Source organism: Citricoccus sp. NPDC079358, from assembly GCF_040702545.1.
Classification (GTDB): domain Bacteria; phylum Actinomycetota; class Actinomycetes; order Actinomycetales; family Micrococcaceae; genus Citricoccus.
The window spans coordinates 55799-79236 of the sequence record NZ_JBFBLI010000011.1 but is presented as its reverse complement, the minus strand read 5'-3'; the positions used below and the strand labels follow the sequence as shown (position 1 = coordinate 79236).

22 protein-coding genes and 1 riboswitch are annotated in these 23438 nt (G+C 70.1%); of the genes, 8 read left to right on the top strand and 14 right to left on the bottom strand.

What is annotated here, in order from left to right:
* Together AB0333_RS13405 and AB0333_RS13400 are read right to left on the bottom strand one after the other, a co-directional pair.
* Positions 1–1098 (bottom strand): GNAT family N-acetyltransferase, encoded by a 1098-nt coding sequence (locus AB0333_RS13405; RefSeq protein WP_366219169.1) that lies wholly within the window; start codon positions 1096–1098, stop codon positions 1–3.
* Positions 1099–1112: 14 nt separating this feature from the next.
* Complete coding sequence (locus AB0333_RS13400; protein ID WP_366219168.1) at positions 1113–2504, bottom strand: glycine--tRNA ligase; 1392 nt, start codon at positions 2502–2504, stop codon at positions 1113–1115.
* A gap of 160 nt (positions 2505–2664) precedes the next feature.
* Between AB0333_RS13400 and AB0333_RS13395 the strand changes: the two genes are divergently transcribed.
* Positions 2665–2952, top strand: coding sequence for an RNA-binding S4 domain-containing protein (locus AB0333_RS13395; protein WP_366219166.1), 288 nt, complete (start codon positions 2665–2667; stop codon positions 2950–2952).
* An 11-nt stretch (positions 2953–2963) separates the two neighbouring features.
* Here AB0333_RS13395 and AB0333_RS13390 read toward each other — a convergent pair whose 3' ends face one another.
* Positions 2964–3707, bottom strand: coding sequence for an alpha/beta hydrolase-fold protein (locus tag AB0333_RS13390; RefSeq protein ID WP_366219164.1), 744 nt, complete (start codon positions 3705–3707; stop codon positions 2964–2966).
* Positions 3708–3793: 86 nt separating this feature from the next.
* Here AB0333_RS13390 and AB0333_RS13385 point away from each other — a divergent pair, with 86 nt between their 5' ends.
* The gene (locus tag AB0333_RS13385; protein WP_366219163.1) at positions 3794–4672 is read left to right on the top strand and encodes an SGNH/GDSL hydrolase family protein; all 879 of its coding nucleotides are present in this window, start codon (positions 3794–3796) and stop codon (positions 4670–4672) included.
* 148 nt (positions 4673–4820) lie between these two features.
* Complete coding sequence (locus AB0333_RS13380; protein ID WP_366219162.1) at positions 4821–5381, top strand: DUF2231 domain-containing protein; 561 nt, start codon at positions 4821–4823, stop codon at positions 5379–5381.
* 14 nt (positions 5382–5395) lie between these two features.
* Here AB0333_RS13380 and AB0333_RS13375 read toward each other — a convergent pair whose 3' ends face one another.
* Together AB0333_RS13375 and AB0333_RS13370 are read right to left on the bottom strand one after the other, a co-directional pair.
* Positions 5396–6517: a homoserine O-acetyltransferase gene (locus AB0333_RS13375; RefSeq protein ID WP_366219161.1), complete on the bottom strand. Its 1122-nt coding sequence runs from the start codon at positions 6515–6517 to the stop codon at positions 5396–5398.
* Between the two features lie 16 nt (positions 6518–6533).
* The gene (locus AB0333_RS13370) at positions 6534–7904 is read right to left on the bottom strand and encodes a PLP-dependent transferase (RefSeq protein ID WP_366219160.1); all 1371 of its coding nucleotides are present in this window, start codon (positions 7902–7904) and stop codon (positions 6534–6536) included.
* A gap of 81 nt (positions 7905–7985) precedes the next feature.
* Positions 7986–8100, bottom strand: a riboswitch (SAM riboswitch).
* A 207-nt stretch (positions 8101–8307) separates the two neighbouring features.
* Between AB0333_RS13370 and AB0333_RS13365 the strand changes: the two genes are divergently transcribed.
* Positions 8308–8958 (top strand): VOC family protein, encoded by a 651-nt coding sequence (locus AB0333_RS13365; protein WP_366219158.1) that lies wholly within the window; start codon positions 8308–8310, stop codon positions 8956–8958.
* 86 nt (positions 8959–9044) lie between these two features.
* Here AB0333_RS13365 and AB0333_RS13360 read toward each other — a convergent pair whose 3' ends face one another.
* Positions 9045–9962, bottom strand: a complete 918-nt coding sequence (locus AB0333_RS13360; RefSeq protein WP_366219157.1) for a CPBP family intramembrane glutamic endopeptidase — start codon at positions 9960–9962, stop codon at positions 9045–9047.
* A gap of 97 nt (positions 9963–10059) precedes the next feature.
* On the opposite strand from AB0333_RS13360, the gene AB0333_RS13355 reads away from it, so the two are divergent.
* From AB0333_RS13355 to AB0333_RS13340, 4 genes are all read left to right on the top strand, one after another.
* Complete coding sequence (locus tag AB0333_RS13355; RefSeq protein WP_366219156.1) at positions 10060–11172, top strand: phosphotransferase; 1113 nt, start codon at positions 10060–10062, stop codon at positions 11170–11172.
* Positions 11169–12221 (top strand): cell division protein ZapE, encoded by a 1053-nt coding sequence (zapE, locus tag AB0333_RS13350; RefSeq protein WP_366219155.1) that lies wholly within the window; start codon positions 11169–11171, stop codon positions 12219–12221. The genes AB0333_RS13355 and zapE overlap by 4 nt, the downstream gene beginning before the upstream one ends.
* A gap of 97 nt (positions 12222–12318) precedes the next feature.
* Entirely contained in the window at positions 12319–12831 is a 513-nt protein-coding gene (locus AB0333_RS13345; protein ID WP_366219154.1) for a MarR family transcriptional regulator, read from the top strand.
* A complete protein-coding gene (locus AB0333_RS13340; protein WP_366219153.1) occupies positions 12824–14218 on the top strand; it encodes an MFS transporter in 1395 nt (464 codons plus the stop codon). The genes AB0333_RS13345 and AB0333_RS13340 overlap by 8 nt, the downstream gene beginning before the upstream one ends.
* Positions 14219–14284: 66 nt before the next feature.
* Here the strand turns inward: AB0333_RS13340 and AB0333_RS13335 are convergent, their stop codons facing one another.
* From AB0333_RS13335 to AB0333_RS13300, 8 genes are all read right to left on the bottom strand, one after another.
* The gene (locus AB0333_RS13335) at positions 14285–16336 is read right to left on the bottom strand and encodes a CocE/NonD family hydrolase (protein ID WP_366219152.1); all 2052 of its coding nucleotides are present in this window, start codon (positions 16334–16336) and stop codon (positions 14285–14287) included.
* The gene (locus AB0333_RS13330; RefSeq protein WP_366219151.1) at positions 16333–17658 is read right to left on the bottom strand and encodes an ATP-grasp domain-containing protein; all 1326 of its coding nucleotides are present in this window, start codon (positions 17656–17658) and stop codon (positions 16333–16335) included. Before AB0333_RS13330 ends, AB0333_RS13335 begins: the two co-directional genes overlap by 4 nt.
* A 103-nt stretch (positions 17659–17761) precedes the next feature.
* Entirely contained in the window at positions 17762–18733 is a 972-nt protein-coding gene (locus tag AB0333_RS13325) for a phosphotransferase (protein WP_366219150.1), read from the bottom strand.
* Between the two features lie 18 nt (positions 18734–18751).
* Entirely contained in the window at positions 18752–20266 is a 1515-nt protein-coding gene (gatB, locus tag AB0333_RS13320; RefSeq protein ID WP_366219149.1) for an Asp-tRNA(Asn)/Glu-tRNA(Gln) amidotransferase subunit GatB, read from the bottom strand.
* On the bottom strand, positions 20266–21873 hold the full coding sequence (gatA, locus tag AB0333_RS13315; protein WP_366219215.1) for an Asp-tRNA(Asn)/Glu-tRNA(Gln) amidotransferase subunit GatA: 1608 nt from the start codon (positions 21871–21873) through the stop codon (positions 20266–20268). The genes gatB and gatA overlap by 1 nt, the downstream gene beginning before the upstream one ends.
* Before the next feature lie 14 nt (positions 21874–21887).
* Positions 21888–22184 carry an Asp-tRNA(Asn)/Glu-tRNA(Gln) amidotransferase subunit GatC gene (gatC, locus tag AB0333_RS13310; RefSeq protein ID WP_159549672.1) on the bottom strand — a complete coding sequence of 99 codons (297 nt, stop codon included), beginning with the start codon at positions 22182–22184 and terminating at the stop codon, positions 21888–21890.
* A 111-nt stretch (positions 22185–22295) separates the two neighbouring features.
* Positions 22296–22949, bottom strand: a complete 654-nt coding sequence (locus AB0333_RS13305) for an N-acetyltransferase (protein ID WP_366219148.1) — start codon at positions 22947–22949, stop codon at positions 22296–22298.
* Positions 22930–23274, bottom strand: a complete 345-nt coding sequence (locus AB0333_RS13300) for a DUF2809 domain-containing protein (protein ID WP_366219146.1) — start codon at positions 23272–23274, stop codon at positions 22930–22932. The genes AB0333_RS13305 and AB0333_RS13300 overlap by 20 nt, the downstream gene beginning before the upstream one ends.
* Between the last annotated feature and the right edge of the window lie 164 nt (positions 23275–23438).

The window sequence follows — 23438 nt, the reverse complement described above, 5'->3', positions numbered from 1 at the left end:
TCAGGGGGCATCGGGCACGTCGGTGGCCCAGATCCGCGTATCCAGCAGCACACGGGCGTGCCCGGTGGTGACCAGCTGGTCGAGGATCGGGGTGAGGATGTCCATGGAGTCGTCCACCTCGAGCTGGACCGGATACTGCGTGGTCAGCAGGGCCAGCAGCGAGGCGGCCGCGGTCTGGGCGTCCAGGGGAGCCAGTTCCGGGTTCCAGCCCAGCAGCACGTCGGTGGGGTCCTCGGTGCGTTCCGGCGTGTAGGAGAGGGCGAACGCATCGATCCCGCCCCCCTGGGCCTTCGGCTTGGACCGCAGCACCACAGCGCCCGAGGCGCCCGTCGCGGGGCCGAGCAGCAGCTGCTGGGCCCGGCCGACGCTCAGGTCGGACGGATCCCAGGCGTGCGTGGCCGCGTAGAACGCCGCCACCGCCTGCGTCAGCTCCACCGAACCCGTGGCCAGGTCCTCCACGGCCAGCCCGGTGCCGTCCAGCTCCGGCGCTGTGATGACCCCGGGCCCGACGGCGATGCGCCGGGAGCGCTGCAGCGGCGAGAACCCCTGCCCCGCCAGGAAGGGCGCGGCCGGGTGCTTCACGGGGCCACTGGCCAGGTCCAGCTGCGCGCCCGCAGCGGCGGACCCCGCCTCTGCTCTGGCATCGCCCGAGGCGGCACCGTCGGCACCGTCCGGCGCGGTGTCCGGCAACGCAGCCGACGCCACCGCGAAGCGCGTCTTGAGCTCGGTGGTCGCCAGGGTGCCCTCGGCCCGGGCACCCTCGGCCTCGGCGCGCAGTGCGGTCAGCAGCGCGGTGGCGAGGCCACGGCCGCGCAGCTCGCGCGCCGTCTCGGCGTAGAACCAGAGGCGCTGCGGATGCACGGACGAGGCATACACAACCGCGGCTGCGACCGGGATGCCCTCGTCCTCCGCCACCAGGCACCGGGCCCAGGGCTCGTCCGGCCGGGTACTCGAGGGACGGAGCATGGCGCGGTCCTGGTGATGCTGGGCATCGGTGGGGTCACCCCACAACTCTAGGAGCCGCAGGTCGTCTCCCTCGGCCCACGGCCGCAGGGACACGCCCGCTGGGAGCTGGGGGCCGGCGTCGGGAACCGTCATCTGTACCCCTCCCCTTACTTGGACAGCCGCTCGAACAGCCAGCCGCGCACCTGGTCCAGGGACACGCGCTCCTGAGACATGGAGTCGCGTTCGCGGATGGTGACGGCCTGGTCCTCGAGGGAGTCGAAGTCCACGGTGATGCAGAACGGGGTGCCGATCTCGTCCTGACGGCGGTAGCGGCGGCCGATGGCGCCGGCGTCGTCATAGTCGATGTTCCACACGCCCCGGAGCTCGTCCGCCAGCCGCTTGGCGGTGGGCACGAGCTCCTCCTTGCGGGAGAGCGGCAGGACGGCCGCCTTGACCGGGGCCAGCCGCGGATCGAGGCCGAGCACCGTGCGCACATCGGTCCCGCCCTTGGTGTTGGGCGCCTCCTCCTCACGGTAGGAGTCCACCAGGAAGGCCATCATGGACCGCGTGAGGCCGAAGGACGGCTCGATCACGTACGGGGTGTAGCGCTCCCCCGAGGTCTGGTCGAAGTACTGCATCTTCGTGCCGGAGGCCTCGGTGTGGGAGTTCAGGTCGAAGTCCGTGCGGTTGGCGATGCCCATGAGCTCGCCCCACTCGGAGCCGGCGAAGCCGAACTTGTACTCCAGGTCGATCGTGGCATCGGAGTAGTGGGCCCGCTCGCCGTCCGGGACCTCGAAGCGGCGCATATTGTCCGTGTTGATGCCCAGATCGATGAACCAGTTCCAGCAGGCCTCCACCCAGGTGTCGAAGTGCTCCGTGGCGGCCTCCGGGTGGGTGAAGTACTCGATCTCCATCTGCTCGAACTCCCGGGTGCGGAAGATGAAGTTGCCCGGGGTGATCTCGTTGCGGAACGCCTTGCCGATCTGACCGATGCCGAACGGGGGCTTGCGGCGGGAGGCATTGACCACGTTGAGGAAGTTCACGAAGATCCCCTGGGCGGTCTCGGGGCGCAGGTAGTGCAGGCCCTCCTCGTTGTCCACGGGGCCCAGGAACGTCTTCATCAGCCCGGAGAACATCTGCGGCTCGGTCCAGGATCCGCGGGTGCCGCAATCGGGGCAGGCGATCTCGTCCATGCCGCCGAGCCCGCCCGTGGGGGCGCGGCCCTTCTTGGCCACGAAGCCCTCGATGAGGTGGTCCTGGCGGTGGCGCTTGTGACAGGACGTGCACTCGACCAGCGGGTCGGTGAAGGTGGCCACGTGACCGGAGGCGTTCCACACGGCTGAGGGCAGGATGATGGCGGAGTCGAGGCCGACCATGTCCTCACGGCCGCGCACGAACGTGTTCCACCACTGCGTCTTGATGTTGTCCTTGAGCTCCACGCCTAAGGGCCCGTAGTCCCACGCCGAGCGGGAGCCGCCGTAGATCTCTCCGGCCTGGAACACGAAGCCGCGTCGCTTCGCGAGGGAGATGACCTGGTCGAGGGTGGTCTTGGGGGCCATGGGGGCATCACATCCGTGTCTGTTACTTCGGCCGCTGGCTGCGGTCAGCGCACTGGAGCCGGCGCGCGGGGCACGCCGGCGTTCGGGTTACCGAGCCAGTCTAGGTCCCCTGCGGGCCGCGGCTGGTGCACCGGCACGGATCTCAGGCCACAATGGAGGTATGTCCGAACACCCGAGCCCCGAGACCCCTCACCGATACCGCCACGCCCCCGAGGCCCCGTCCGCGCATCCGGCACCGCTGGAGATCCGCGACGGGATGATCCGTCTGGGACAGGCCCTCAAGCTGGCCAACCTGGTGGAGGACGGGGCGGACGCCCGCGCGGTGATCGAAGCCGGCCTGGTCCAGGTCAACGGGGATCCGGAGACCCGCCGCGGCCGCCAGTTGCACCCCGGGGACGTGTTCGAGTTCTCCGGCGAGGCCGTGAAGGTGGTCCCGTCCGGGGGCTGAGCGTGGACGGGCTACTTCACCACGTAGTCCAGGAACTCCCCCACGTGGCGCAGTTCCTGCGGGCCGATGCCGTGGCCGATCCCGGCGTAGAGCACCTTGGTCATGTCCACGTGCTCGTTCATCCAGGCGTGCGTGTACTCGATCTTGTCCGGCGTGATGACCGGATCGGCCTGATCCCGGCCCCAGAACACCTTGGGCTTGACCGCCTTGACGGCCTCGTCGTCGAAGAATCCGGCCAGGGGGCCGGCACCGGACACCTCGGAGGGCACGACGCCGGCCGCCGGGGCTGCGGTCCCCGCACCGGGCGCCATGGTGGGGTCGATCGCGAACCCCGAGAGTCCGACGACGCAGGCATAGGCCTCCGGTTCCCGGCGCAGCAGCGAAGTGGCCATCGCCATGCCCATGGAGAATCCGAGCAGGGAGGTGCTGGCGAAGTCCGGCCGCTGGGCGGCCACCCACTCCTGGAGGTCCTCGATGGCGGCCCGCACCGCCAGCGGTGAGGACTCCAGGGAGTTGGTCAGCGGGAACCACGTGTAGCCACCGTGATCCATGACCAGCGGTGCCCGCACGGAGGCGATGGTGAACTTCTCCGGCAGATCCGGAACGATCCCGAACAGGTCGTTCTCGTCTGCACCGTAGCCGTGCAGCACCACCAGCAGGTGCGTTCCCCCGCGCTCGGCCTCGGGACGGGACCAGCGGACGAACGGTTCGGTGGGCTCGGAGTGGGACGGGTCGGGAGTCTGCGGTTCGGTCATGATCCCAGCGTAGGCGAGAAGTCCTGGACGAGTTCTGCCACCAATGCGAAGTGACCGCTGGGTAACCAGGCCTTTAGGATCGTGGCATGTCTGGTTCCTCGGCTTCCTCGACTTCCTCGACTTCCTTGCACTCCGATGCTCCCCTGCACCCGATCCACCCCTGGCGCCGCTACGTGGCTCTGGGCGACTCGTTCACCGAGGGCATCGGCGACCCGGACCCGCAGCGGCCCGGCTACCACCGCGGTTGGGCGGACCGGGTGGCCGAGGAACTCGCCCATCGCGTCCCGGATACCGAGCACTTCTCCTATGCCAATCTGGCCATCCGCGGCCGGCTGATCGACCAGATCGCCGCCGAGCAGACCACGCCGGCCCTCGAGCTGAAGCCGGACCTCATCACCCTCTGCGCCGGCGGGAACGACGTGATCCGGCCGGGCGGGGACCCGGATGCGATCGCGGAGAAGCTCGACGATCTCGTCGGGAACCTCGCCGCCAGCGGGGCCACCGTGGTGCTCTTCACCGGCCCTGACATCCGGGACACTCCCGTGATGGGCCGCATCCGCGGCAAGGTGGCGATCTACAACGAGAACGTGCACACCGTGGCCCTGCGGCACGAGGCCGTGGTCGCGGACCTGTGGGCCCTGCGGGAGCTGACCCGGAAGGAGATGTGGGCCGAGGACCGGCTGCATTTCTCCCCCATCGGCCACCACACAATCACCACCATGGTGCTGGAGACCCTCAATGTCCCCCATGACCTGGTGCCGCTGGAGCCCAAGCCACCGGTGCCACGCACGTGGCGTCAGGCCCGGACCGAGGACGTGCTTTGGGCCCGTTCGCATCTGATGCCCTGGGTACTGCGGCGGTTGCGGCGCCAGTCCTCCGGTGACGGGCTCTCCCCGAAGCGGCCCCTCGCCGAGCCGATGTTCGGACACCCCATGCCGCCGGGCGCGGACACCTCCGGACAATAGGGCTTCGGGGTTCAACCCGGCGGCGTCGAGGGCTCCCGCCACCGAGGACGCGGTGGGATGATTCTCCTGCGGGGAACGATTCCCGCATCGACGCGGCCCGGTTCGAGATGGAATACCTGCTCTCCGTCGGCACCAGGAGTTGAGCCCCATGCACAGGACAACGGACGGAGAAATCCTCTCCACAGCGGTGTTGCGCACGGTGGCCGAGAGTTCCACCGCAGAACGCCTGGCCGCAGCCCAGCGACTCGTCTACGGGCCGATCCTCGACTGGGTGCGCCACAGCCCCTTCCACACCAACGCTCTCGGCCACTCGGTACATCCACCTCTCACCGACATCACCCTGGGTAGTTGGATGGGGGCCTCCCTCCTCGACCTGGCCGGGGGGACGCCGTCACGCCACGGCGCCACGCTCCTGGTATCCGCAGGTCTGCTGGCCGCGATTCCGACAGCACTCGCCGGCGCTGCCGACTGGACAGAGACCGAAGGAGCTGATCACCGGATCGGCGCGGTTCACGCGCTGGGAACAGATGCCGCCGTCTTCCTGTTCCTGGGATCCCTCATCGCCCGCCTCCGGGACCGTCACACCCTCGGGGTCGGACTCGCTGCGGCCGGCAACGTGGTCGCGGCATCGGCTGGTTTCCTCGGCGGCCACCTGGCCCTGACACGGGGCACCGCGGGAGGGTCCGGGCCGACTGAGCGCGGCGAGTGAGGGCGGCTAGAGGCCTAGAGGCCCAGCACCCGCGTCATCTCCGCGGCCACCTGGTCCAGGTCCGTCAGGAACCCGTCGTGCCCAATCGGAGAATCGATCATGTGGACCGGGACGTCGCCGGGCAGCTGGCGGGCGAGCTCCTGGGACTGGCCCGGGAAATACAGGCGGTCGGACTCGACGGCGGCGATGAACGGTGTCACCTGGATGGAGCCCAGCACCTCCGCTTCCGTGCCGCGGCCGCGGGAGACGTCGTGGCTCATCAGGGCTTCGGTCAGCACCAGGTAGCTGTTGGCGTCGAAGCGTTTGATCAGCTTGGCCGCCTGGTAGTCCAGGTAGGACTCGACCTGATAGCGCCCCTGCCGCCGGACCGGCTCCCCGAACGGGTTCTCCTCGGGCTGCGCGGCGCGCCCGAAGCGGGAGACCATGTCCGGTTCGGATCGGTAGGTGATGTGCGCGATCTTGCGGGCGATGCCCAGCCCGCCGTCCGGCGTCGGGCCCGGGTAGTAGTCCCCGCCGCGGAAGTTCGGGTCCAGGGTGATGGACTGCACCTGCGCCTGGGCGAAGGCGATCTGCTCGGCGGTCGAGTGCGCCCCGCAGGCGATGACGGCCATGCCGGCCACACGGTCCGGGTAGGCGGTGGCCCACTCCAGGGCGCGGGCACCTCCCATGGAGCCGCCGATCACCGCCTGGAAACGCTCGATGCCCAGGGCGTCGGCCAACCGCGCCTCGGCATGGACGGAGTCGCGGATGGTGGTGAACGGGAAGCGGGATCCCCAAGGGGTGCCCTCCGGGTCCAGCGAGGACGGTCCGGTACTTCCGTAACAACCGCCGAGGATGTTCGGGGCGATCACGAACCAGGTATTGGTGTCGATGGGGCAGCCGGGGCCGACGACACCCTCCCACCAGCCCTCCTCCGGATCACCGGAGGAGGCCGCCACGTGCGTGGACCCGGTCAGGGCATGCAGCACCAGCACGGCGTTCGACTTCTCGGCGTTGAGCGTGCCCCAGGTCTCGTAGGCGATCTCCACCTCCGGCAGGTGGCCACCGGTCTCGAAGTCCAAGGCGCCGATGCGCCGAGTGTGCAGGCCGCCGTCGGGTAGGCCCGTGGCGGTCGGCTGGGGGGTGGTCGTGGTCATGCGAATACCTCCGGCCCTAGGCGCTCACGTCGGCCGCGGCGAAGCCGTTGTCCAGATCGGCCAGGATGTCTTCGATGCTCTCCACACCCACGGACAAGCGGACCAAGCCGGGGGTGACACCGGTGGCACGCTGCTCCTCCTCGGTGAGCTGGGAATGCGTGGTGGATGCCGGGTGGATGACGAGCGAGCGGACATCACCGATGTTGGCCACGTGGTGGTGCAGGCGCAGGGCGTCCACGAAGCGGGCCCCGGCCTCGCGGCCGCCGGCGATCTCGAAGGAGACGAAGCCGGCCGGGCCCTTCGGCAGGTACTGCTTCGCGCGCTCGTGCCAGGGACTGGAGGCCAGCCCGGGGTAGATCACGGCCTCGGCCAGGGCGTGGCCGTCCAAATACTCGGCCACCTGGCGGGCGTTCGCCACGTGGCGCTCCATGCGCAGGGACAGGGTCTCGAGGCCCAGGTTGAGCAGGAAGGCGTTGAAAGGGCTGATCGCGCTGCCGTAGTCGCGCAGCAACTGGACCCGCGCCTTGAGTACGAAGGCCAGGTTGGCCCCGAGGATGCCGTCCACGCCCAGGTCCCGGGCGAAGACGATCCCGTTGTAGCTCTCGTCCGGGGTGTTGAAGCCCGGGAAGCGCTCGGGCTGGGCGGCGAAGTCGAAGGTGCCGCCGTCCACGATCACGCCGGCCATCGCCGCGGCGTGGCCGCCGAGGTACTTGGTGGCCGAGTGGACCACGATGTCCGCACCGTGCTCGATCGGGCGCAGCAGGTACGGGGTGGCCAGGGTGTTGTCCACGATCAGCGGCAGCCCGGCGCCGTGGGCGACGTCGGCGACGGCGCGGATGTCCAGCACGTCCCCGCGGGGGTTGCCGAGGGTCTCACCGAACAGGGCCTTGGTGTTGTCCTGGATGGCGTTCTGCCACGCCTCCGGGCTGTCCGGGTCCTGCACGAAGGTGGTGGTGATGCCGATCTTGGCCAGGGTGTGCTTGAACAGGTTCTGCGTGCCGCCGTACAGCGAGGCGGACACGACCACATGGTCCCCCGCCCCGGCGAGGTTGAGGATGGAGAAGGTGGTGGCCGCCTGGCCCGAGGCCAGCAGTAGTGCCCCGACCCCGCCCTCCAGGGCGGCGATCTTGCCTTCAACGGCTTCCTGGGTGGGGTTGCCGATGCGCGAGTAGATCGGGCCGAGATCCTTCAGGGCGAAGCGGTCGGCGGCGACCTCGGCGGACGGGAAATCGAAGGAGTTCGACTGGATGATCGGCAGCACCGTGGCGCCGTAGGGGTTCTCCTCCGGGATCCCGGCATGGACCTGGCGGGTCTCGAAGCCCCACTGGGCTGGATCGGCGGCCTCGGTGTTCGGGGTGCTGGGGGTGTTGGTGGGGTTGTCAGTCACGTGACGGCTCCTGTCAGTCCAGGGCCACCGGTGTGGTGCCGGCGGGCAGGGACATCGTCCAGCAACCCGACGCGGCGTGGTGGCCCGCGCTTGCCGGTGCCGGTCGGCACCTGCCTGGTCCTCACCCGGGGCACCCCACCGCGAGCTGGAGGGTTGCCGGCCAGCAAGCCGGGGCTTGATGCTGGCACTCATGACCTTCGTCAAGTCTGCCAGATCGGCTCCGGGGATTCATCCCCGGCCGCCCTGGGGCGTAGCATTGCGCCGCACGGTGCTCCCGCGGCCCTCGTCATCAGGGACGCCGAATAACCGGCACCGGCTGCCGGTCAGACCTGTGACGTCGACCACATTTCAAGTGAGGTTAACCTAACCAGTCCGGGCCGGAAGAAAGTGCAACGATAAGAGCATGATGCGCCTGGATCACGTCTCGTACGCCGTTGGACCCGAAGAAGGACTTGCCGCCACGGTGGCCCGTCTCGCCGAAACGCTCGGCATCGAGCGCGTCAAGGGCGGTGTCCACCCCCGCTTCGGCACGCGCAATGCGATCTTCCCGCTGCGCAACCGCCAGTACCTCGAGGTCGTGGAGGTCTTGGACCACCCCTCCTCGGAGAAGGCCCCGTTCGGCCAGGCCGTGCGCGCCCGCTCCGAGATGGGCGGCGGCTGGATGGGCTGGTGTGTCTCCGTGGACGACCTCGCCCCGTTCGAGGAGCGCCTGGAACGCCAGTCCGTGCCCGGCAACCGCAAGTTCCCGGACGGCCGCGAACTCACCTGGCGCCAGATCGGCATCAAGGGCCTCATCGCCGATCCCCAGGTCCCGTACCTCTTGCGCTGGGATGAGGGCACCGAGGACCTGCACCCCTCACAGGCCCACACGCCTCAGGCCGAGTTGTCCTCCATCACGATCGCCGGCTCCCGCGACCGCGTGCGCGGCTGGTTGGGCCTGGACGACCCGGAGGAGACGGTCGGGGACATCAACGTGGTCTTCGAATCGCCCTCCGGCACCCCCGGCATCCTGGAGGTCACCTTCGAGACCCCCCAGGGCACCGTCACGCTCTGACCCCACGCACCACCCTGCGTTGAGTCCGGAGGGATTCACCTCTCAGCCCCGATATACGTGAATCCCTCCAGACTCACGTCACGGATTCAGGTGCCGAACAGGCCTGCCGCCACCAGCAGCGGGTACGCCACGAAGCCGGCGGCATTCAGCAGGAAGTGCGCGATCACCAGCGGCATCACCCGCCGGTATCTCAGGTAGACCGCGCCGAACACCAGCCCCATCAGCAGGTTGCCGATCCCCGGGCCCACCCCCTGGTAGAGGTGGTAGGCACCCCGCAGGACCGCGCAGCCCACCACCACGGCCACGGGATTCAGGGGCACGACGGCGCCGCTCGCCCAGGCGCGTAGCCCACTGTGACTGCCGGGCTGGCCCGCCACCATCCCAGCACGCCGCTGTTGCAGGTAGCCGAGCCGGTCGAAGAGCCACGCCACCACGATGACCTCCTCCAGCAACGCGTGCCGCAGGGCGGAGAGCAGCAGCACAGGGGTGGTCCACCAGTACTCATTCAGGGCGCTGCCGACGATGGCCGTGGTGACGCCCGCGGCCCGGCCGGCAGCGTAGACCGCCAAGGTCCCGAGGCCGATCACCAGGAACAGTCCTGCGCCGAGGCCCACGTCCCGGCCCGGCCGGCGGAAGTCCAGGCCGAAGGTGCGGAACGGGTTGCGCCCGCGGATCCACACCAGATGCAGCACCAGCAGCACCGGGACCAACGCGAAGCCGATGTCCAGCACCTGGTAGGTCAGGTCGAAGAACTGCCGGTCATCCAGGGCCGGGTTCAGGGTGGTGGTCTGCCCGGACAGGGGCGCCTGCGTCCATTTGTCGATGAGGTTGACGATCGCGTAGACCGCCGACTCCCCCAGGGACAGCGCCAGCACGATGACGATCTCCCAGCGGACCGTCCGAGATGAGGGTGCCGCCAGGGCATCGAACGCCCCGGCTCCGGCCGGCCGGGTCGGCGGATTCGAAGGGTTCGGCAGCGGAGACGAGGAGGCAGAGGTGGTCACCGCCCCAGTGTAGGAGTGTCCGCTGCCCACTCCGGCCCGGCCGCCCACCATCGCCGCCCCGCTCGGCCACAGTCAGCCGCCGCGCTACCGTGGATCTATGGCCTCCGCACCGACTCCCGACGACGTCGCTACCGCCTGCGCCGCGGCCGCCCGGCCCTTGGCTTCTGCCCTCGCCGCTGATGACGGACTCGCCCGCCGCCTGGCCGAGGCAGACTGGCCTGCCGGCGTGATCGACGAGGGCGGACAATTCCACCGGGTACTCGTGCTGCCCGGCGTGGGCGCCGTACGGATGACCCGCACCCGCGAGGCCGCCGCACGCCTCAGCGACCGCATGGCCGCCCTGCAGACCCTCAGCACGACGGCGGCGCTGCCCTTCGCCGTGCCCGTACCCCTCACCGAGGTGGTCGGGGAGGCGGACGGGCTCCCGGCGGGGATGGCCGCCGTGGTGCAGCAGTACCTTCCCGGTGAGGCGCACCCGCCACACACCGGTGACGTGCCGGTGCTGCGTGACCTGTGCCGGACGCTCGCCGGAATCGACACCACTCCCCTCACGCCGCACCTCGGTCCCCCGTTCGCCTATCGCGGCCCGTGGACGGCGGAGAAGGTGGCCGCGGTCCAGGCGGTGCCGTCGCTGCTGGCGGCGTCGCACGGGCCAGGCCTCTGGACCGAGGGCTCGCCGGTGGGTCCCGGCGCCGTGGTCTCCGCGGACCGCTGGGCCGAGACGGTGGCCACCCTGACCGCCACGCACACCGCATGGACGGAGGAGCCGGTGGTGCCACCGTCGCTGGTCCACGGGGATCTGGCCGGGCACAACATGCGGTGGCAGCCCGCAGGCGCCGGAGGTCTCGGACCAGATGGACCCGACGGAGAACGCTGGCACCTCACCGGGATCCTGGACTGGGACCTGGCCGCCGTGTGGGACCCGGCCCTGAACCCGGCCTACCTGGCCCTGTGGCACGGCGAGGAGAAGTTGGAGGAGATCGCCCGGGACGCCGATGAGGCCCTGCGCGCCCGGGTCTGGCTGGGATGGATGGCCCTGGAGACCATCTACGACGCGTCCCTGCGTGAAGACCCGGCGGGCGAGAACGGACCGGCCACCTGGCCGAAGCTGCTGCCCAAGGTACTCCCCCGCATCGAGCGGGCCACCGAGGCGCTGGCCCGGTGGCAGGCCGAGCACGCGCCGGTGGACGGCCACGTGAACGCTCGGTGAGCAGCCGGCGTCGGGAACGAGGTCCGTGGCCGCACCTGCGGGAGGCGACCCTGAGGGCCGTGGTCGAGGCGGACGGACGGGTGTTGGATGCGGGTCAGCGGGCCACCGTGAAGCTGCTGACCGGGCGGATTCCCTCCCGTGGCGTGTACCTGCACGGAGGGGTGGGGCGCGGGAAGACGTGGCTGGGCGCCGAGTTCTTCACTGCGCTCGAGGTGCCGAAGCTGCGGCTGCACATGCATGCCCTGCTGGGGCAGGTGAACCAGGTGGTCGCGAGCGCGCCGGCGGGCCAGCCGAAGGGGATCGACCACGCCGTGGCACGGATCGCCGGGGACGCCCGGCTGGTGTTCATCGACGAGTTCCACGTTCATGACGTGGGCGATGCGATGCTGCTGCGCCGTGTCCTGCCCGGCCTGCTCGCCCTGGATGCCGGGCTCCTGCTGACCTCGAACTACCCGGCCGACGGCCTGCTGCCGGACCCGTTGTTCCACCACACGATGGTGCCCGTGATCGAGATGATCCAGTCCTCCCTGACCGAGTGGCAGATCCCGGACGGGGTGGACTACCGGCCGTTGAACGCCGGCGACGGCCGGCGCGCGGGGTTCGCCTCCGGGTCCTGGACGGTCGCCGGAGCGACGGTCACCGGAGGGCCGGGGCCGACGGCGGCCAGGACCTCCGCCCACGTGCCGGTGGGATACAGCGGGACCCGACAGCTGGAGGTGACCGCCGCCGATCCGGAGGCCGGCGAGCTCGTGGCCACCTTCGGCCAGCTGTGCGGCGCCCCGGTGTCCGTGCAGGACGTCCTGGGCCTGGCCCAGACGTACTCGAGGTGGCACCTGCGGGCGGTGCCGCGCCCCGAGGAGATCGACGTTCAGGCGTTCCAGCGCTTCGCCTTCCTCGTGGACGTGCTGGTGGACGCCGACGTGCGGCTGGACGTGGAGGCAGCGCTGCCCCTGCACGAGTGGGGTCGGGCCGCGCACCTGCCCCGGGATGCCGACCGGTTCCTCAGCCGGCTGAGCCTGCTGGGCGTCGGACGGACGAACACCGCCTGAACTGACCCGCCAGCCTGGTGGAGCTGACCGACCAGCCAGGACGTGGCTTTCCCCACATGCACAAGCAACTTGATCAAGTTGCTTGTAGGGTTGGGGCGTGCCCCACGACCTGAACTCCGATTCCGAGCCGACCGCCGAACTGCTCGAGGCGCTGCTCCCGATCCTGCACCGGATCCACGTGGAGCGGACCCTGTCCCCCGGCAAAGTGGGGATTCTGCGCCACGTGGCCGAGAACGGACGGGCCAGCACAGCCGAGCTGGCCGCAAAGGTCCAGGTCAGTCCCCAGGCGATCTCACTCGCCGCCCGGGAACTCGAAGGTCTGGGGCTGGTCGAACGAATCCCGGATGAGACGGATCGACGCCGCTCCTGGATCCACCCCACCGAGGCGGGCCGGCTCAAACTGGCCGAGGAGACCCGGACCGGCCGCGCATGGCTCTACGGGGTCGTCCGTGAACGCCTGACGCCGGACGAGAGGCAGACACTCGCCTCCGCCATCCCGGTCCTGCGCAAACTCACGGCCGGGACGGCGTCCGAGACACTCTCCACGGCCGCGTCCACGCCTGCACCTGAGCCCGCGCCTGAAGCACCTTCTGAGGAGCCGCGTGACTGATACCCCTCAACGTCTGGAACCGGCCCTGGTCTACGCAGCGCTCTGCACGGCGGTGGTCAGCTCGCTGGGCATGCTGCTGGTGCCGTCCGTGGCCCAGGACATGGGGGTCTCCGTGAGCACCGCCCAGTGGATGCTCACCGTGAACCTCCTGGTGGGTGCCGTCGCCACCCCGGTGATGGGCCGGATCAGCGACGGGCCGCATCAGAAGCGGCTGCTGCTGGTGTCCCTGACCGTGATCCTGGCCGGGTCAGTCGTGGCCGCCCTGGCCCCGAACTTCACGGTGTTCCTCATCGGCCGGGCCCTCCAGGGCCTGACCTACGGCATCGTCCCGGTGACCATCGCCCTGGCACGCCGGTATCTCGCCGGGCCCCAGGTGCAGCCGGCCATCTCCAGCCTGTCCGTCACGGTGAGCACCGGGCTCGGCATCGGCTATCCGCTGACCGGCATCATCGCCGGCCTGGTCGACTACCGCTTCGCCTTCTGGTTCGCCGCACTCTTCGTCCTCTCCGCGATGGTGGTGGTCATCCGGACCGTTCCCGCCGGTGGTGATGTCCACGCTGTCCGGGTCCCCTTCGACACGGCTGGGGCGATCCTGCTGGGCACCGGCCTGGGCAGCCTGCTGCTCGGCATCAGCGAAGGGCCCACCTGGGGCTGGTCCTCCCCTTGGACCCTCGCCACCCTGGTCCTGGCCGCCGTCCTGCTGGCCCTGTGGGTGCGGACGTCACTGCGCTCGCGCCACCCGCTGATCAATCTGCGCGTGTTCGCCAATGGTGAGGTCGTGCTGGCCAACGCCTCGGCCATCGGGCTCGGCGCCGCCATCTACATCGGCCTCTCGGTCTCCAGCCTGGTGGCCCAGGCACCGACCTCCAGCGGATACGGGCTGGCCCTGCCGGTCTTCTGGGCCGGTTTCGTCATGCTGCCGCTGTCCGTCGGCAGCTTCATCGCCAACCGGATGGTCCGCCGGCTCTCGTCCCGGGTGCCGCTGACGGCCCTGTTGCCGATCGGGGCCGGACTGGCCGCCGCCTCCGGGATACTCCTCTGGTTCGCCCACACCGAGCTCTGGGAGGTCCTGCTCGGCATGTTCCTGTTCGGCCTGGGCATCGGCTCCAGCTATGCGGCCATGCCCGCCCTGATCGCCCGGAACGTGGCCGCCGAGGGCTTGGGCAGTTCGGTCAGCTTCAACCAGGTGCTGCGCACCATCGGCAGTTCCTTCGGCACCGCGGCCGCTGCGGCCATCTTCGCGGTGACCGCGGATCCCGCCGGACAGACCACCGATGCCGGGGTCACCGGCGCCTTCGCCCTCGGCGCCCTGGTGTGCCTGGCGGTGTGCTGCGCCCTGCTGGCCCGGACGGCAGCGCGGAGATTCCGCAGCCGCCGCCCGGAGTAGGCCGACCAGGGACGCCAACCCGGCACCTGGCCGAAGGGCGGTGCCGGGCACGAGGACTACAGAGGACTACACCAGGTCCCGCGGGACGCGGCGGTGCCAGCTCTGCGAGTAGACGCGGGGGTCGCCGCGCTGGGCGTCCAGTTCGTAGGCGTCGAGTTCGGCGTCGATGATGAACTCGGTGGGTGTGGAGGTCAGCACCGTGCTGGTGGTGACCTCGGCCCCCCAGTCCTCGCGCTCGACCCGGCGCACGGTCCGGGTCTCACCGCGCACGGAGTTCACGTCGTTCCAGCGGAAGCTGTACCACTCCTCGGTGCCGCGCCGGATGTGGCTCCCGGTGTCCTCGATGCGGAAGGCCCCCTGGTCATTGGCGATCTCCAGGGAGGAGACGTTCGTCGCCAGGTCGCGCGTGACCCGCCAGTGGTGCCGGCCGGGCTGGGTCTCGGTGACCGCCAACGGAGTCGCAGCCTCCGGCTCCCCGAACTCGCGCAGCCGGGCGTCCTCCGGCCGGCGGGCCCGCTGCGGGACGGTGAGGCTGCTGACCCCGGTGGTCAGGGAGACGGTGGCCGCCTCCGGGGAGGGCCAGGCCAGGGGCCAGTAGGAGGTCGAGATGGACAACCGGAGCCGGTGTCCGGCCGGGAAGGTCTGGGCGATGCCGTTCAGCGGCACCGTCACCCGGTACTTCTTCCCCGGCTCCAGCGGGCTCGGGTCCTCGCTGCTGTCCCGGTGGGTGAGGTTGAGCAGTCCGTAGGTCACCCGGGTGGCCTCGCCGTCCAGGTTCACGTCCGAGAGCCGCACGGCCAGCATGGCCACCGGCCGGTCCGCGGAAACCTCCAGGTGGCACTCCGGCAGGCCGAAGATCTCCAGGTCCTCGGTGAGCGGACGCGACTCGAAGAAGATAGCGCCGCCGTCCTCCTCCCGCTGGTCGAAGGGCAGGTCCGGCACCGCCGCGTAGGAGGCCCACTTGCCGGCGAACATGCCCACGCTCAGGGGGGACTTCATCTCGATCTCGGCGTCCGACTCGCCATGCTGGTCAGCGTCAGATTCGGCCTCTTCGAGGTGGTGGCCGCGCAGGGTGAACTCGCGGTCCTTGATCTCCGGGGCGGGCCACTGGTCCTCGGCGACCCAGCGGCCGGGCCGGTCCTCGTAGGAGGAGGCCGGTGAGATGCTGTCCTGCATCCACGCCCGGAGCATGGGCTCGTCCATCATCCCGGTGTCCCGGTCCTTGAGCCAGTGGTCCCACCACCGCACGGCCTCCTGCAGGAAGCCGATGGCCGGGCCTGGCACGCCGAGGTGCGGATACTTGTGGCCCCACGGTCCGATCAGGCCCTTCCGTGGGACGTCCAGGTTCTCCATCAGGCGGAACACGGCATTGGTGTAGCCGTCCGCCCAGCCGCCGACCGCCATCACCGGGCACTTCACCTGGCTGTAGTCCTCGCAGACCGAGGCCGTCCTCCAGTAGTCGTCACGCCGCTGGTGCTCCAGCCAGGTCTCCAGCCACAGCCCGCTGCCGGCCAGCCGCTCGTGCCACATGTCCCGCCACCGTTCGCCCACGATCTGCGGATCGGGCGGGAGGCTGTTGAACGCGAACATCACGGTGGCCTCGGAGAGGTTGTCGCCGAGCAGGCAGCCACCCATGTAATGCATGTTGTCCACGTAGATGTCGTCCGTGGCCGAGGCGCTGATGATGGCCTTCAGGGCCGGGGGCTGGCGGGCCGCCAGCTGCAGGCTGTTGAACCCGCCCCAGGAGATGCCCATCATGCCGACCTTGCCGTCACACCAGGGCTGCTCGGCCAGCCAGGCGATGACGTCCTCGGCGTCCTCGTGCTCCTGGGCGCGGTACTCGTCCACCATGACGCCGTCCGAGTCACCGCTGCCGCGCAGGTCCACCCGGGCGCACACGTAGCCGTGCCCGGCCATGTACGGGTGATTCAATTCGTCGCGGGCGCGGCTGCTGTCCCGCTTCCGGTACGGGATGTACTCCAGGATCGCCGGGACGGGGTTCTGCTCGGCGTCGACCGGCATCCAGATCCGGGCGGCCAACCGGGCCCCGTCCCGCATGGGGATGAACACGTTCTCGATGACCCGCGTCTCGTGCGGGAACTCGGTGATGGTCTTCATCGTCCTCCTGCTCCTTCTCCTTCGTGGTCGCCCGACTCGGCGCTGGCGTACTCGAACGGCAGCTCCTGGACGATCCGGGCGTGGAATCGGCCGAGTTCCTCATGGCTGGACGCGCCGAGGTAGAACTTGCCGACGATGAACCGGTAGCTGTCCTGGCCGGCCAGCTCGGACAGCCGGTCACCCTCATGGGCCATCAAGGTCAGGACCGTGCCGGGGTGCCGTTCCGCCAAGGCCCTCTTGTCCTCCTCGTCGGGCACCCGGGTCACCACCGCGTCCTCATCATGGAAGACCATGCACTGGGCGGCCACGGCATACTCACCCTGGCGGTGGGGCATCCTCGGCTCGCGGCCCAGGGCGATGTCGATCGCGACCTCGTGGTTCGAGGCACCGTCCACCTTGGCGAACAGGTCACTGTGGGACTGCGAGATGCGGGTGTTGACCTCGATCATCCACAGCTGGTCCGCCTCCTGGTCCCACATGAACTCGGAGTTGAAGCAGCCGTTGTCGAAACCGACGTGCTTCAGGTACCGCTCGGTGGCATCGATCATCCGCTGCTGCACGCGCTCCGGCACACTGCTGGCCGGGTAGTCCAGCCGGTCGAAGCTGGTGCCGTCCTCATCCTTGTGCATGTCCAGCACGCCGTGGATGCGGACGACACCCTGGAACACGGTGCCCTCGGGGGCGGCCTGGGTGCCCTGCACGAACTGTTCGGCCAGGCAGGTGTTGCCGCCCCACTGCTGCATCTCCGGCGGCAGGTCCACCATGGACAGGGCCGCGTCGAAGGCGTCCCCGATCTCCTCGATGTGCTCGCGGATCTCGGCCAGGGCCTCGTTGAAGCCCGTCTCGTCCTCGATCTTGAAGCCGAGGTTCGAGGAGTGGGCCTTGACCGGTTTCACCCAGAAGGGGAAGTCCAGGTCGATCGAGTCCAGCGCGTGGTCGTCGAAGGGGTCGAACGCGGCGAAACCGGGCACGCACTCCGGAATGCTGGCCCGCTGTTCCAGCCGACTCCAGTACTTGTGCTCACACTTCAGCACGCTCTCCAGGGACGGTGCCGGCAGTCCCCGCTCCGCCGCCAGGATGGGTGTCATCACGCTGACGGGGAAGTCCCAGTGGGCGATGATCGCGTCCACCGTCCCCTCGAAGGCATCCAGTTGGCGACGCGCGGCCGCCAGCAACTCCTCGAAATCAATCTCCGCGGTCTCCACCAGCCGCTCGTAGTCCAGCACGTTGTGGAAGGCGTAGTTCTCAGCCCCCGAGACGGTCTCCAGTTCGTGCCGCTGGACCTCGGTCAGGCCCAGGACGTGGATGTTCTTCTGTTCCATCACGCGCAACCTCTCGTCGGCGAACGGCTCCGGTCGAGCCTGCCGCCACCGTAAACACGGCCGAGGACGAAACACAACGTGGGACCGGACGGCGCGTCGGGTCTCAGGCGAGCAGGTCCCGCCCCAACGGGCGCAACGCCTCCCCCGGGGACTGGGCCGCGAAGATGAGCGCGTAGTGCACCGCCCAGCCGTGCGCCCGGGCCCACAGGGCAGGATCCGGAACCCGGCCGGCGTCGTAGGTGGTCCTGAAGGCCTCCCGGCCGGCACGTGAGAAATGCAACAGGGCCGAGCCCAGGTCCGAGGCCGGATCCCCGGCACACAGATCACCGAAATCCACCAGCACCGGAGAACAGGACCGGGACCCCCCGACGCCGGCCAGCACCGTGTTGTTCGGGTGCGGATCACCGTGGAGCCAGATCCGGGGGCCGGAGTACGGCGCCGCGTTCACCGCCCGCCTCCAGACCTCGGCGAGCTGGTCCCGGCGCTCCCGGCCGAGATCTCCGGCCACGGCGTTCCATCGCCGGGTGAAACGGTCCTCCACGTCGGCCAGATCGACCCCGCGGAAGGCGCTGGCCGGGGCGTCCGCGGGTGCCGGCTGGTGCAGTCCCCGCAGGGCGGCGGCCAGCTGGGCGGCATAGGCGTCCCGGACCTGGAGGGGCACGTGGACCGCCGGTGTCCCGTCCACCCAGGGCACCACCGCCCAGCGGAACGGGTAGCCGGTGCGGGGCACTCCCGTCCGGATCGGCGTCGGGACGGCAGGAATGGCAGTAGTGGTGTGGCCGGCTGCCGGCGCGGTGCCGTCCGACCGGACCGTCAGAGGAGAAGCCGGCGGTGACGCCAGCTGGGCTGCCAGCCGCGGCAGCCAGGCGACCTCCCGATCGAGCAGCGCCTCGGCCTGGGCATGCCGGGGAAGGCGGAGGGCCAGGCGTTCCCCCAGCCGGACCATGGTGTTGTCCCAACCGCGGACCGGCTCCGCCAGCGGCAGGTGGGCGAGGTCGGGGTGCTGCTCCTCCAGCAGGGCCCGGACCAGCGCCCGGCCGATGACCGGCTCACCGTCACGCAACTCCCACGGCATGCGGCCCCTCTCTCGGGGCTACTCGCTGACGCCCAATTGCTCCATCACGATCTCGCGGACCCGGGCGGCGTCGGCCTGGCCGCGAGTGGCCTTCATCACCGGGCCGATCAGGGCGCCGATGGCCTGCAGCTTGCCGGCCTTGATCTTGTCCACCACGCCCGGGTTCTCGGCGATGGCGGCCTCCACCGCGGCGTTCAGCGCACCGTCGTCGGAGACCACGGCAAGCGAGCGGGCCTCGACGATGGCGCGCGGGGCACCCTCGCCCTCGGCGACGAAGCCGAGCACCTGCTTGGCGAGCTTGTCATTGATGGTCTTCTCGGCGATCAGCGCCTCGACCTCGACCACGTCCGCCGGGGTGACCCCAAGTTCGGCGATGTCCTTCTCAGCGAGGTTGGCCAGGCGGGCGATCTCGCCCATCCACCACTTGCGGGCCGCGGCGGCACTGGCGCCGGCCTCGATGGTCGCGGCGATCTCGTCCAGGACGCCGGCGTTGACGACGTCCCGGAACTCCTCGTCCGAGAAGCCCCAGTCCGCCTTCAGGCGCTTGCGGCGCTCGGCCGGGGGCTCCGGCAACTCCGCGCGCAGCCGCTCGATCCACTCCGGCGTGGTGTGGATGGGCACGAGGTCCGGCTCCGGGAAGTACCGGTAGTCATCCGCATCCGACTTGGGACGGCCCGAGGTGGTGGTGCGGGTGCCCTCCTGCCAGTGCCGGGTCTCCTGCGTCACGGTGCCGCCGGAGGAGAGGACGGCAGCCTGGCGCTGGATCTCGAACGTCACCGCATGGGCCACGGCCCGGGTGGAGTTGACGTTCTTCGTCTCGGTGCGGGTGCCGAACACGGTGGAGCCCTTCGGCATCAGGGACACGTTGGCGTCGCACCGGACGTTGCCGCGCTCCATCCGGGCGTCCGAGATGCCGAGGTTCTTGACGATGTCCCGGATCTGGGTGACGTAGGCCTTGGCCAGCTCGGCGGCGCGTTCACCGGCGCCGGTGATCGGCCGGGTGACGATCTCCACCAGTGGCACGCCGGCGCGGTTGTAGTCCACCAGCGAGGAGGCGGCGTCCTGGATGCGGCCCGAGGCCCCACCCTGGTGGGTCAGTTTGCCGGCGTCCTCCTCCATGTGGGCGCGCTCGATCTCCACGCGGAAGACCGTGCCGTCCTCGAGTTCGACGTCCAGCCAGCCGTCGTGGGCGATCGGGTCGTCGTACTGGGAGGTCTGGAAGTTCTTCGGGGTGTCCGGGTAGAAGTAGTTCTTCCGGGCGAAACCGCAGACGTCGGCGATCTGGCAGTTCAGCGCCAGGCCGAGCTTGATGGAGTACTCCACCGCGGTCCCGTTGACCACCGGCAGCACTCCCGGCAGGCCGAGGTCCACCGGGGTCACGTTGGTGTTCGGCTCGTCCCCGAAGCCGTTGGGCGCCGAGGAGAACATCTTGGTCCGGGTGTTGAGCTCCACATGGACCTCGAAGCCGAGCACGGGCTCGTACTGGGCCATGGCCTCCTCGAACGTGAGCACCTCGTCAGTGACGGCGGCCATCAGTTCTCTCCTCCTACAGTTGCGGTAGCGGGGGCGTTCCCGACGCCGGCCGGTGCGGCGGCGCTGGAACCGGCCAGATCCGGGGCCTGGGCCCAGAACGGGGTGCCCCAGGCCTCCTCGAGGCGGGACTCGAGTGCGGCGGCGGCACGGTACATGGTGGCGTCACCCCGGGCGGGGGCCAGGAACTGGATGCCCACGGGCAGCCCCTCGGACAGCCCGGCGGGCACCGAGATGCCGGGGATGCCGGCCAGGTTGGCGGGGATGGTGGCGATGTCGTTGTTGTACATCGCCACCGGGTCGTCCAGCTTCTCCCCCAGGGGGAAGGCGGTGACCGGGGAGGTCGGCGAGATCAGCACGTCCACCTGTCCGAACGCGGCGTCGAAGTCGCGCTGGATCAGGGTGCGGACCTTCTGCGCCGAGCCGTAGTAGGCGTCGTAGTAGCCGGCCGAGAGCGCGTACGTGCCCAGGATGATGCGGCGCTTGACCTCATCGCCGAAGCCGGCCGCTCGGGTGGCACCCATGACCTGCTCGATGGTGCCTCCGCCGTCCGGCACCACCCGGTTGCCGAACCGGACGCCGTCGAACTTCGCGAGGTTGGAGGAGACCTCCGAGGGCATGATCAGGTAGTAGGCGCCCAGGGCGTAGCCCAGGTGCGGGCAGGAGACCTCGACGACCTCTGCCCCGGCGTCCTGGAGGATCTGCACCGACTCCTGGAAGCGGGCCAGCACGCCCTCCTGGAACCCCTCGCCCTCGAGCTCGGCGATGATGCCGATGCGCAGGCCTTTCAGCTCGCCGTTGCGGGCGGCCTCGAGCAGCCCGTCCATCGGCTCGGGCAGGGAGGTGGAGTCCTGGGGGTCGTGGCCGCCGATGAGCTCCTGCAGGGCGGCGGCATCGGAGACGGTCCGGGTCACCGGGCCCACCTGGTCCAGGGAGGAGGCCATGGCGATGACGCCGTAGCGGGACACCGCGCCGTAGGTGGGCTTGGCGCCCACGGTGCCGGTGACGGCGCCGGGCTGGCGGATCGAGCCACCGGTGTCCGTGCCGAGGGCCAGGGGGGCCATGAAGGCGGCCACCGCGGCGGCGGAGCCACCCCCGGATCCGCCGGGGGTCCGGCTCAGATCCCAGGGGTTGCGGGTGTCACCGAACGCGGAGTGCTCGGTGGAAGAGCCCATGGCGAACTCGTCCAGGTTGGTCTTGCCGAGGATCGGCAGCCGGGCCGCACGGATCTTCTGCACCACGGTGGCGTCATAGGGGCTCATCCAGCCCTCGAGCATCTTCGAGGCCGCGGTGGTCGGCTGACCGACGGTGACGATGAGGTCCTTCACCGCGATGGGGACGCCGGCCAGCGGGTGCAGGTCCTGCGCCTCGGTGCCACCGGCGGCGCGGATGGCGTCCACCTCGGCGGCCACGGCGAGCGCCTCCTCGGTGTTGACGTGCAGGAAGGCGTGCACGCCGGTGCCCTGGCCGTCAGCCGGGCCATCCACCGCGGCGATGCGGTCCAGGTGGGCCTGGGTGAGCTCCACCGAGGTGACCTCGCCGGCGCGCAGCCGCTCGGCCATCTGCAGGGCGGTCAGTTTGATGAGTTCATTCGCGGACAGTTCAGTCAGGTCAGTCACGCCGATCACTCCCCGTCCAGGATCGCGGGGACCTTGAACTGGCCGTCCTCGGCGTCCGGTGCCATGGCGAGCGCCTGTTCCTGGGTGAGCATGCCCGAGGGCACGTCCTCGCGGAACACGTTGCGCAGCGGGATCGGGTGGGACGTGCGCGGCACGTCCTGGCCGGCGACTTCGCTGACCGAGGTGATGGCATCCATGATGAAGGCGAGCTCTCCGGACATCTTGTCCAGTTCGTTCTCGTCCATCCGGATGTGGGCCAGTCGCGCCAGGTGGGCGACGTCCTCACGGGTGATGGCGGACATGAATCTCCTGTGGTTTCCACATTTGTTGGTCTGACGTGTCTGGTGTGCCTCAGACCGGTTCGGTCACCCAGTCTAGTGCGGAGTACCGCCGCGCAGGGTTCAGCGCTGGGTTCAGACCGGGCGCCGGTAGACCCAGTACAGAGGGTCCCCGCCCGACGTCGGCGCCTGGCCGATGTCCGAGAGGCGCCAGTCCCGCTCGGGGACTCGGACGAATCCCTCGGATGCGTAGAGCCGGTGCGCCCCGGTCATGGTTTCCATGGTCGTCAGCACGACGGCGGCGACCCCCGCCAGTTGTTCGGCCCGGTCGATCGCGGCACGGACCAGGGCACGGGCCACCCCGCGGCGCTGGACCCGCGGATCCACGGCCAGCATCCGGAACTCCAGTTCGCCCTCACGGGCGGTCTCGGACATCGGCATCCCCGGCAGGGTCAGGACTACCGAACCGGCGATGACGGTGCCAGCCGCGCTGGGGGCCGGCGGGCCGGCCAGCGCAGTCGCCTCCACCTCTCCGACAAGGACGCGGGCCTGGCGGGCCCGGGTGGCCACGTCCTGGAGGTTCGCGATGTACTCGTCCTCGGGGTCGATATGACCGCCGTCGATGTAGGAGGTCACCGTGAGGTGCGCGATCGCCGCATGGTCCTCCGCCCGCGCGTCACGCACCGTGACGCCCGGCACGCGTGAGGCCGGCTGCGGCCACCCGGCGGCGCGGATGGCCGGGTGCAGGTCTTCGGTGGGGTCAGCGTTCTCAAGGCGTTCGTGCGGCACGGCTGAATCCTACGCCGAGCAGTCGGTCGGCGGCGTAGGCGAAGGCGACCCCTCCGGCGTAGGCCACCAGGTCCGCGTACCCGAACGTGGTGCCCAGGACCAGCCGGAGGGGCGACCACAACGCCCCGAGTTCCGCCGAGAGACCGGTGAGCTGGAGCAACTCGACCGCCAGGCACCCGGCCAGCGCCAGTCCGGCCACGAGGACCCGGGGCCGGGCCGGTAGCACCAGGGCGATGAGCAGGTAGATCAGCGCGGCATACAGGGCGTCTCCGGCCGGCCCCGTCCAGGCCGCCGTGCTGAGGGCGCGGATGCCCAGCCCGAGCACGATGGTCAGAGGGACGGCGGCGCCGAGGAGGACGCGCCTGGTGCGGGTGGGGACGGCCCGGGTCGGCTCTGAGATGGCGGCCCCCTTCCGGGAGGTGGTTCGGGCTCCCGTTGAGTGTAGACAGCTTGAGGGCAGACAGCGCGCCGGACATCGCCGGGTGGTCA

Bases quoted from the DNA above. Each gene is read 5' to 3' on its own strand.
- AB0333_RS13405 (WP_366219169.1), bottom strand. From the start codon at position 1,098: ATGACGGTTCCCGACGCCGGCCCCCAGCTCCCAGCGGGCGTGTCCCTG.
- AB0333_RS13400 (WP_366219168.1), bottom strand. From the start codon at position 2,504: ATGGCCCCCAAGACCACCCTCGACCAGGTCATCTCCCTCGCGAAGCGA.
- AB0333_RS13395 (WP_366219166.1), top strand. From the start codon at position 2,665: ATGTCCGAACACCCGAGCCCCGAGACCCCTCACCGATACCGCCACGCC.
- AB0333_RS13390 (WP_366219164.1), bottom strand. From the start codon at position 3,707: ATGACCGAACCGCAGACTCCCGACCCGTCCCACTCCGAGCCCACCGAA.
- AB0333_RS13385 (WP_366219163.1), top strand. From the start codon at position 3,794: ATGTCTGGTTCCTCGGCTTCCTCGACTTCCTCGACTTCCTTGCACTCC.
- AB0333_RS13380 (WP_366219162.1), top strand. From the start codon at position 4,821: ATGCACAGGACAACGGACGGAGAAATCCTCTCCACAGCGGTGTTGCGC.
- AB0333_RS13375 (WP_366219161.1), bottom strand. From the start codon at position 6,517: ATGACCACGACCACCCCCCAGCCGACCGCCACGGGCCTACCCGACGGC.
- AB0333_RS13365 (WP_366219158.1), top strand. From the start codon at position 8,308: ATGATGCGCCTGGATCACGTCTCGTACGCCGTTGGACCCGAAGAAGGA.
- AB0333_RS13355 (WP_366219156.1), top strand. From the start codon at position 10,060: ATGGCCTCCGCACCGACTCCCGACGACGTCGCTACCGCCTGCGCCGCG.
- AB0333_RS13335 (WP_366219152.1), bottom strand. From the start codon at position 16,336: ATGAAGACCATCACCGAGTTCCCGCACGAGACGCGGGTCATCGAGAAC.
- AB0333_RS13330 (WP_366219151.1), bottom strand. From the start codon at position 17,658: ATGGAACAGAAGAACATCCACGTCCTGGGCCTGACCGAGGTCCAGCGG.
- AB0333_RS13325 (WP_366219150.1), bottom strand. From the start codon at position 18,733: ATGCCGTGGGAGTTGCGTGACGGTGAGCCGGTCATCGGCCGGGCGCTG.
- gatB (WP_366219149.1), bottom strand. From the start codon at position 20,266: ATGGCCGCCGTCACTGACGAGGTGCTCACGTTCGAGGAGGCCATGGCC.
- gatC (WP_159549672.1), bottom strand. From the start codon at position 22,184: ATGTCCGCCATCACCCGTGAGGACGTCGCCCACCTGGCGCGACTGGCC.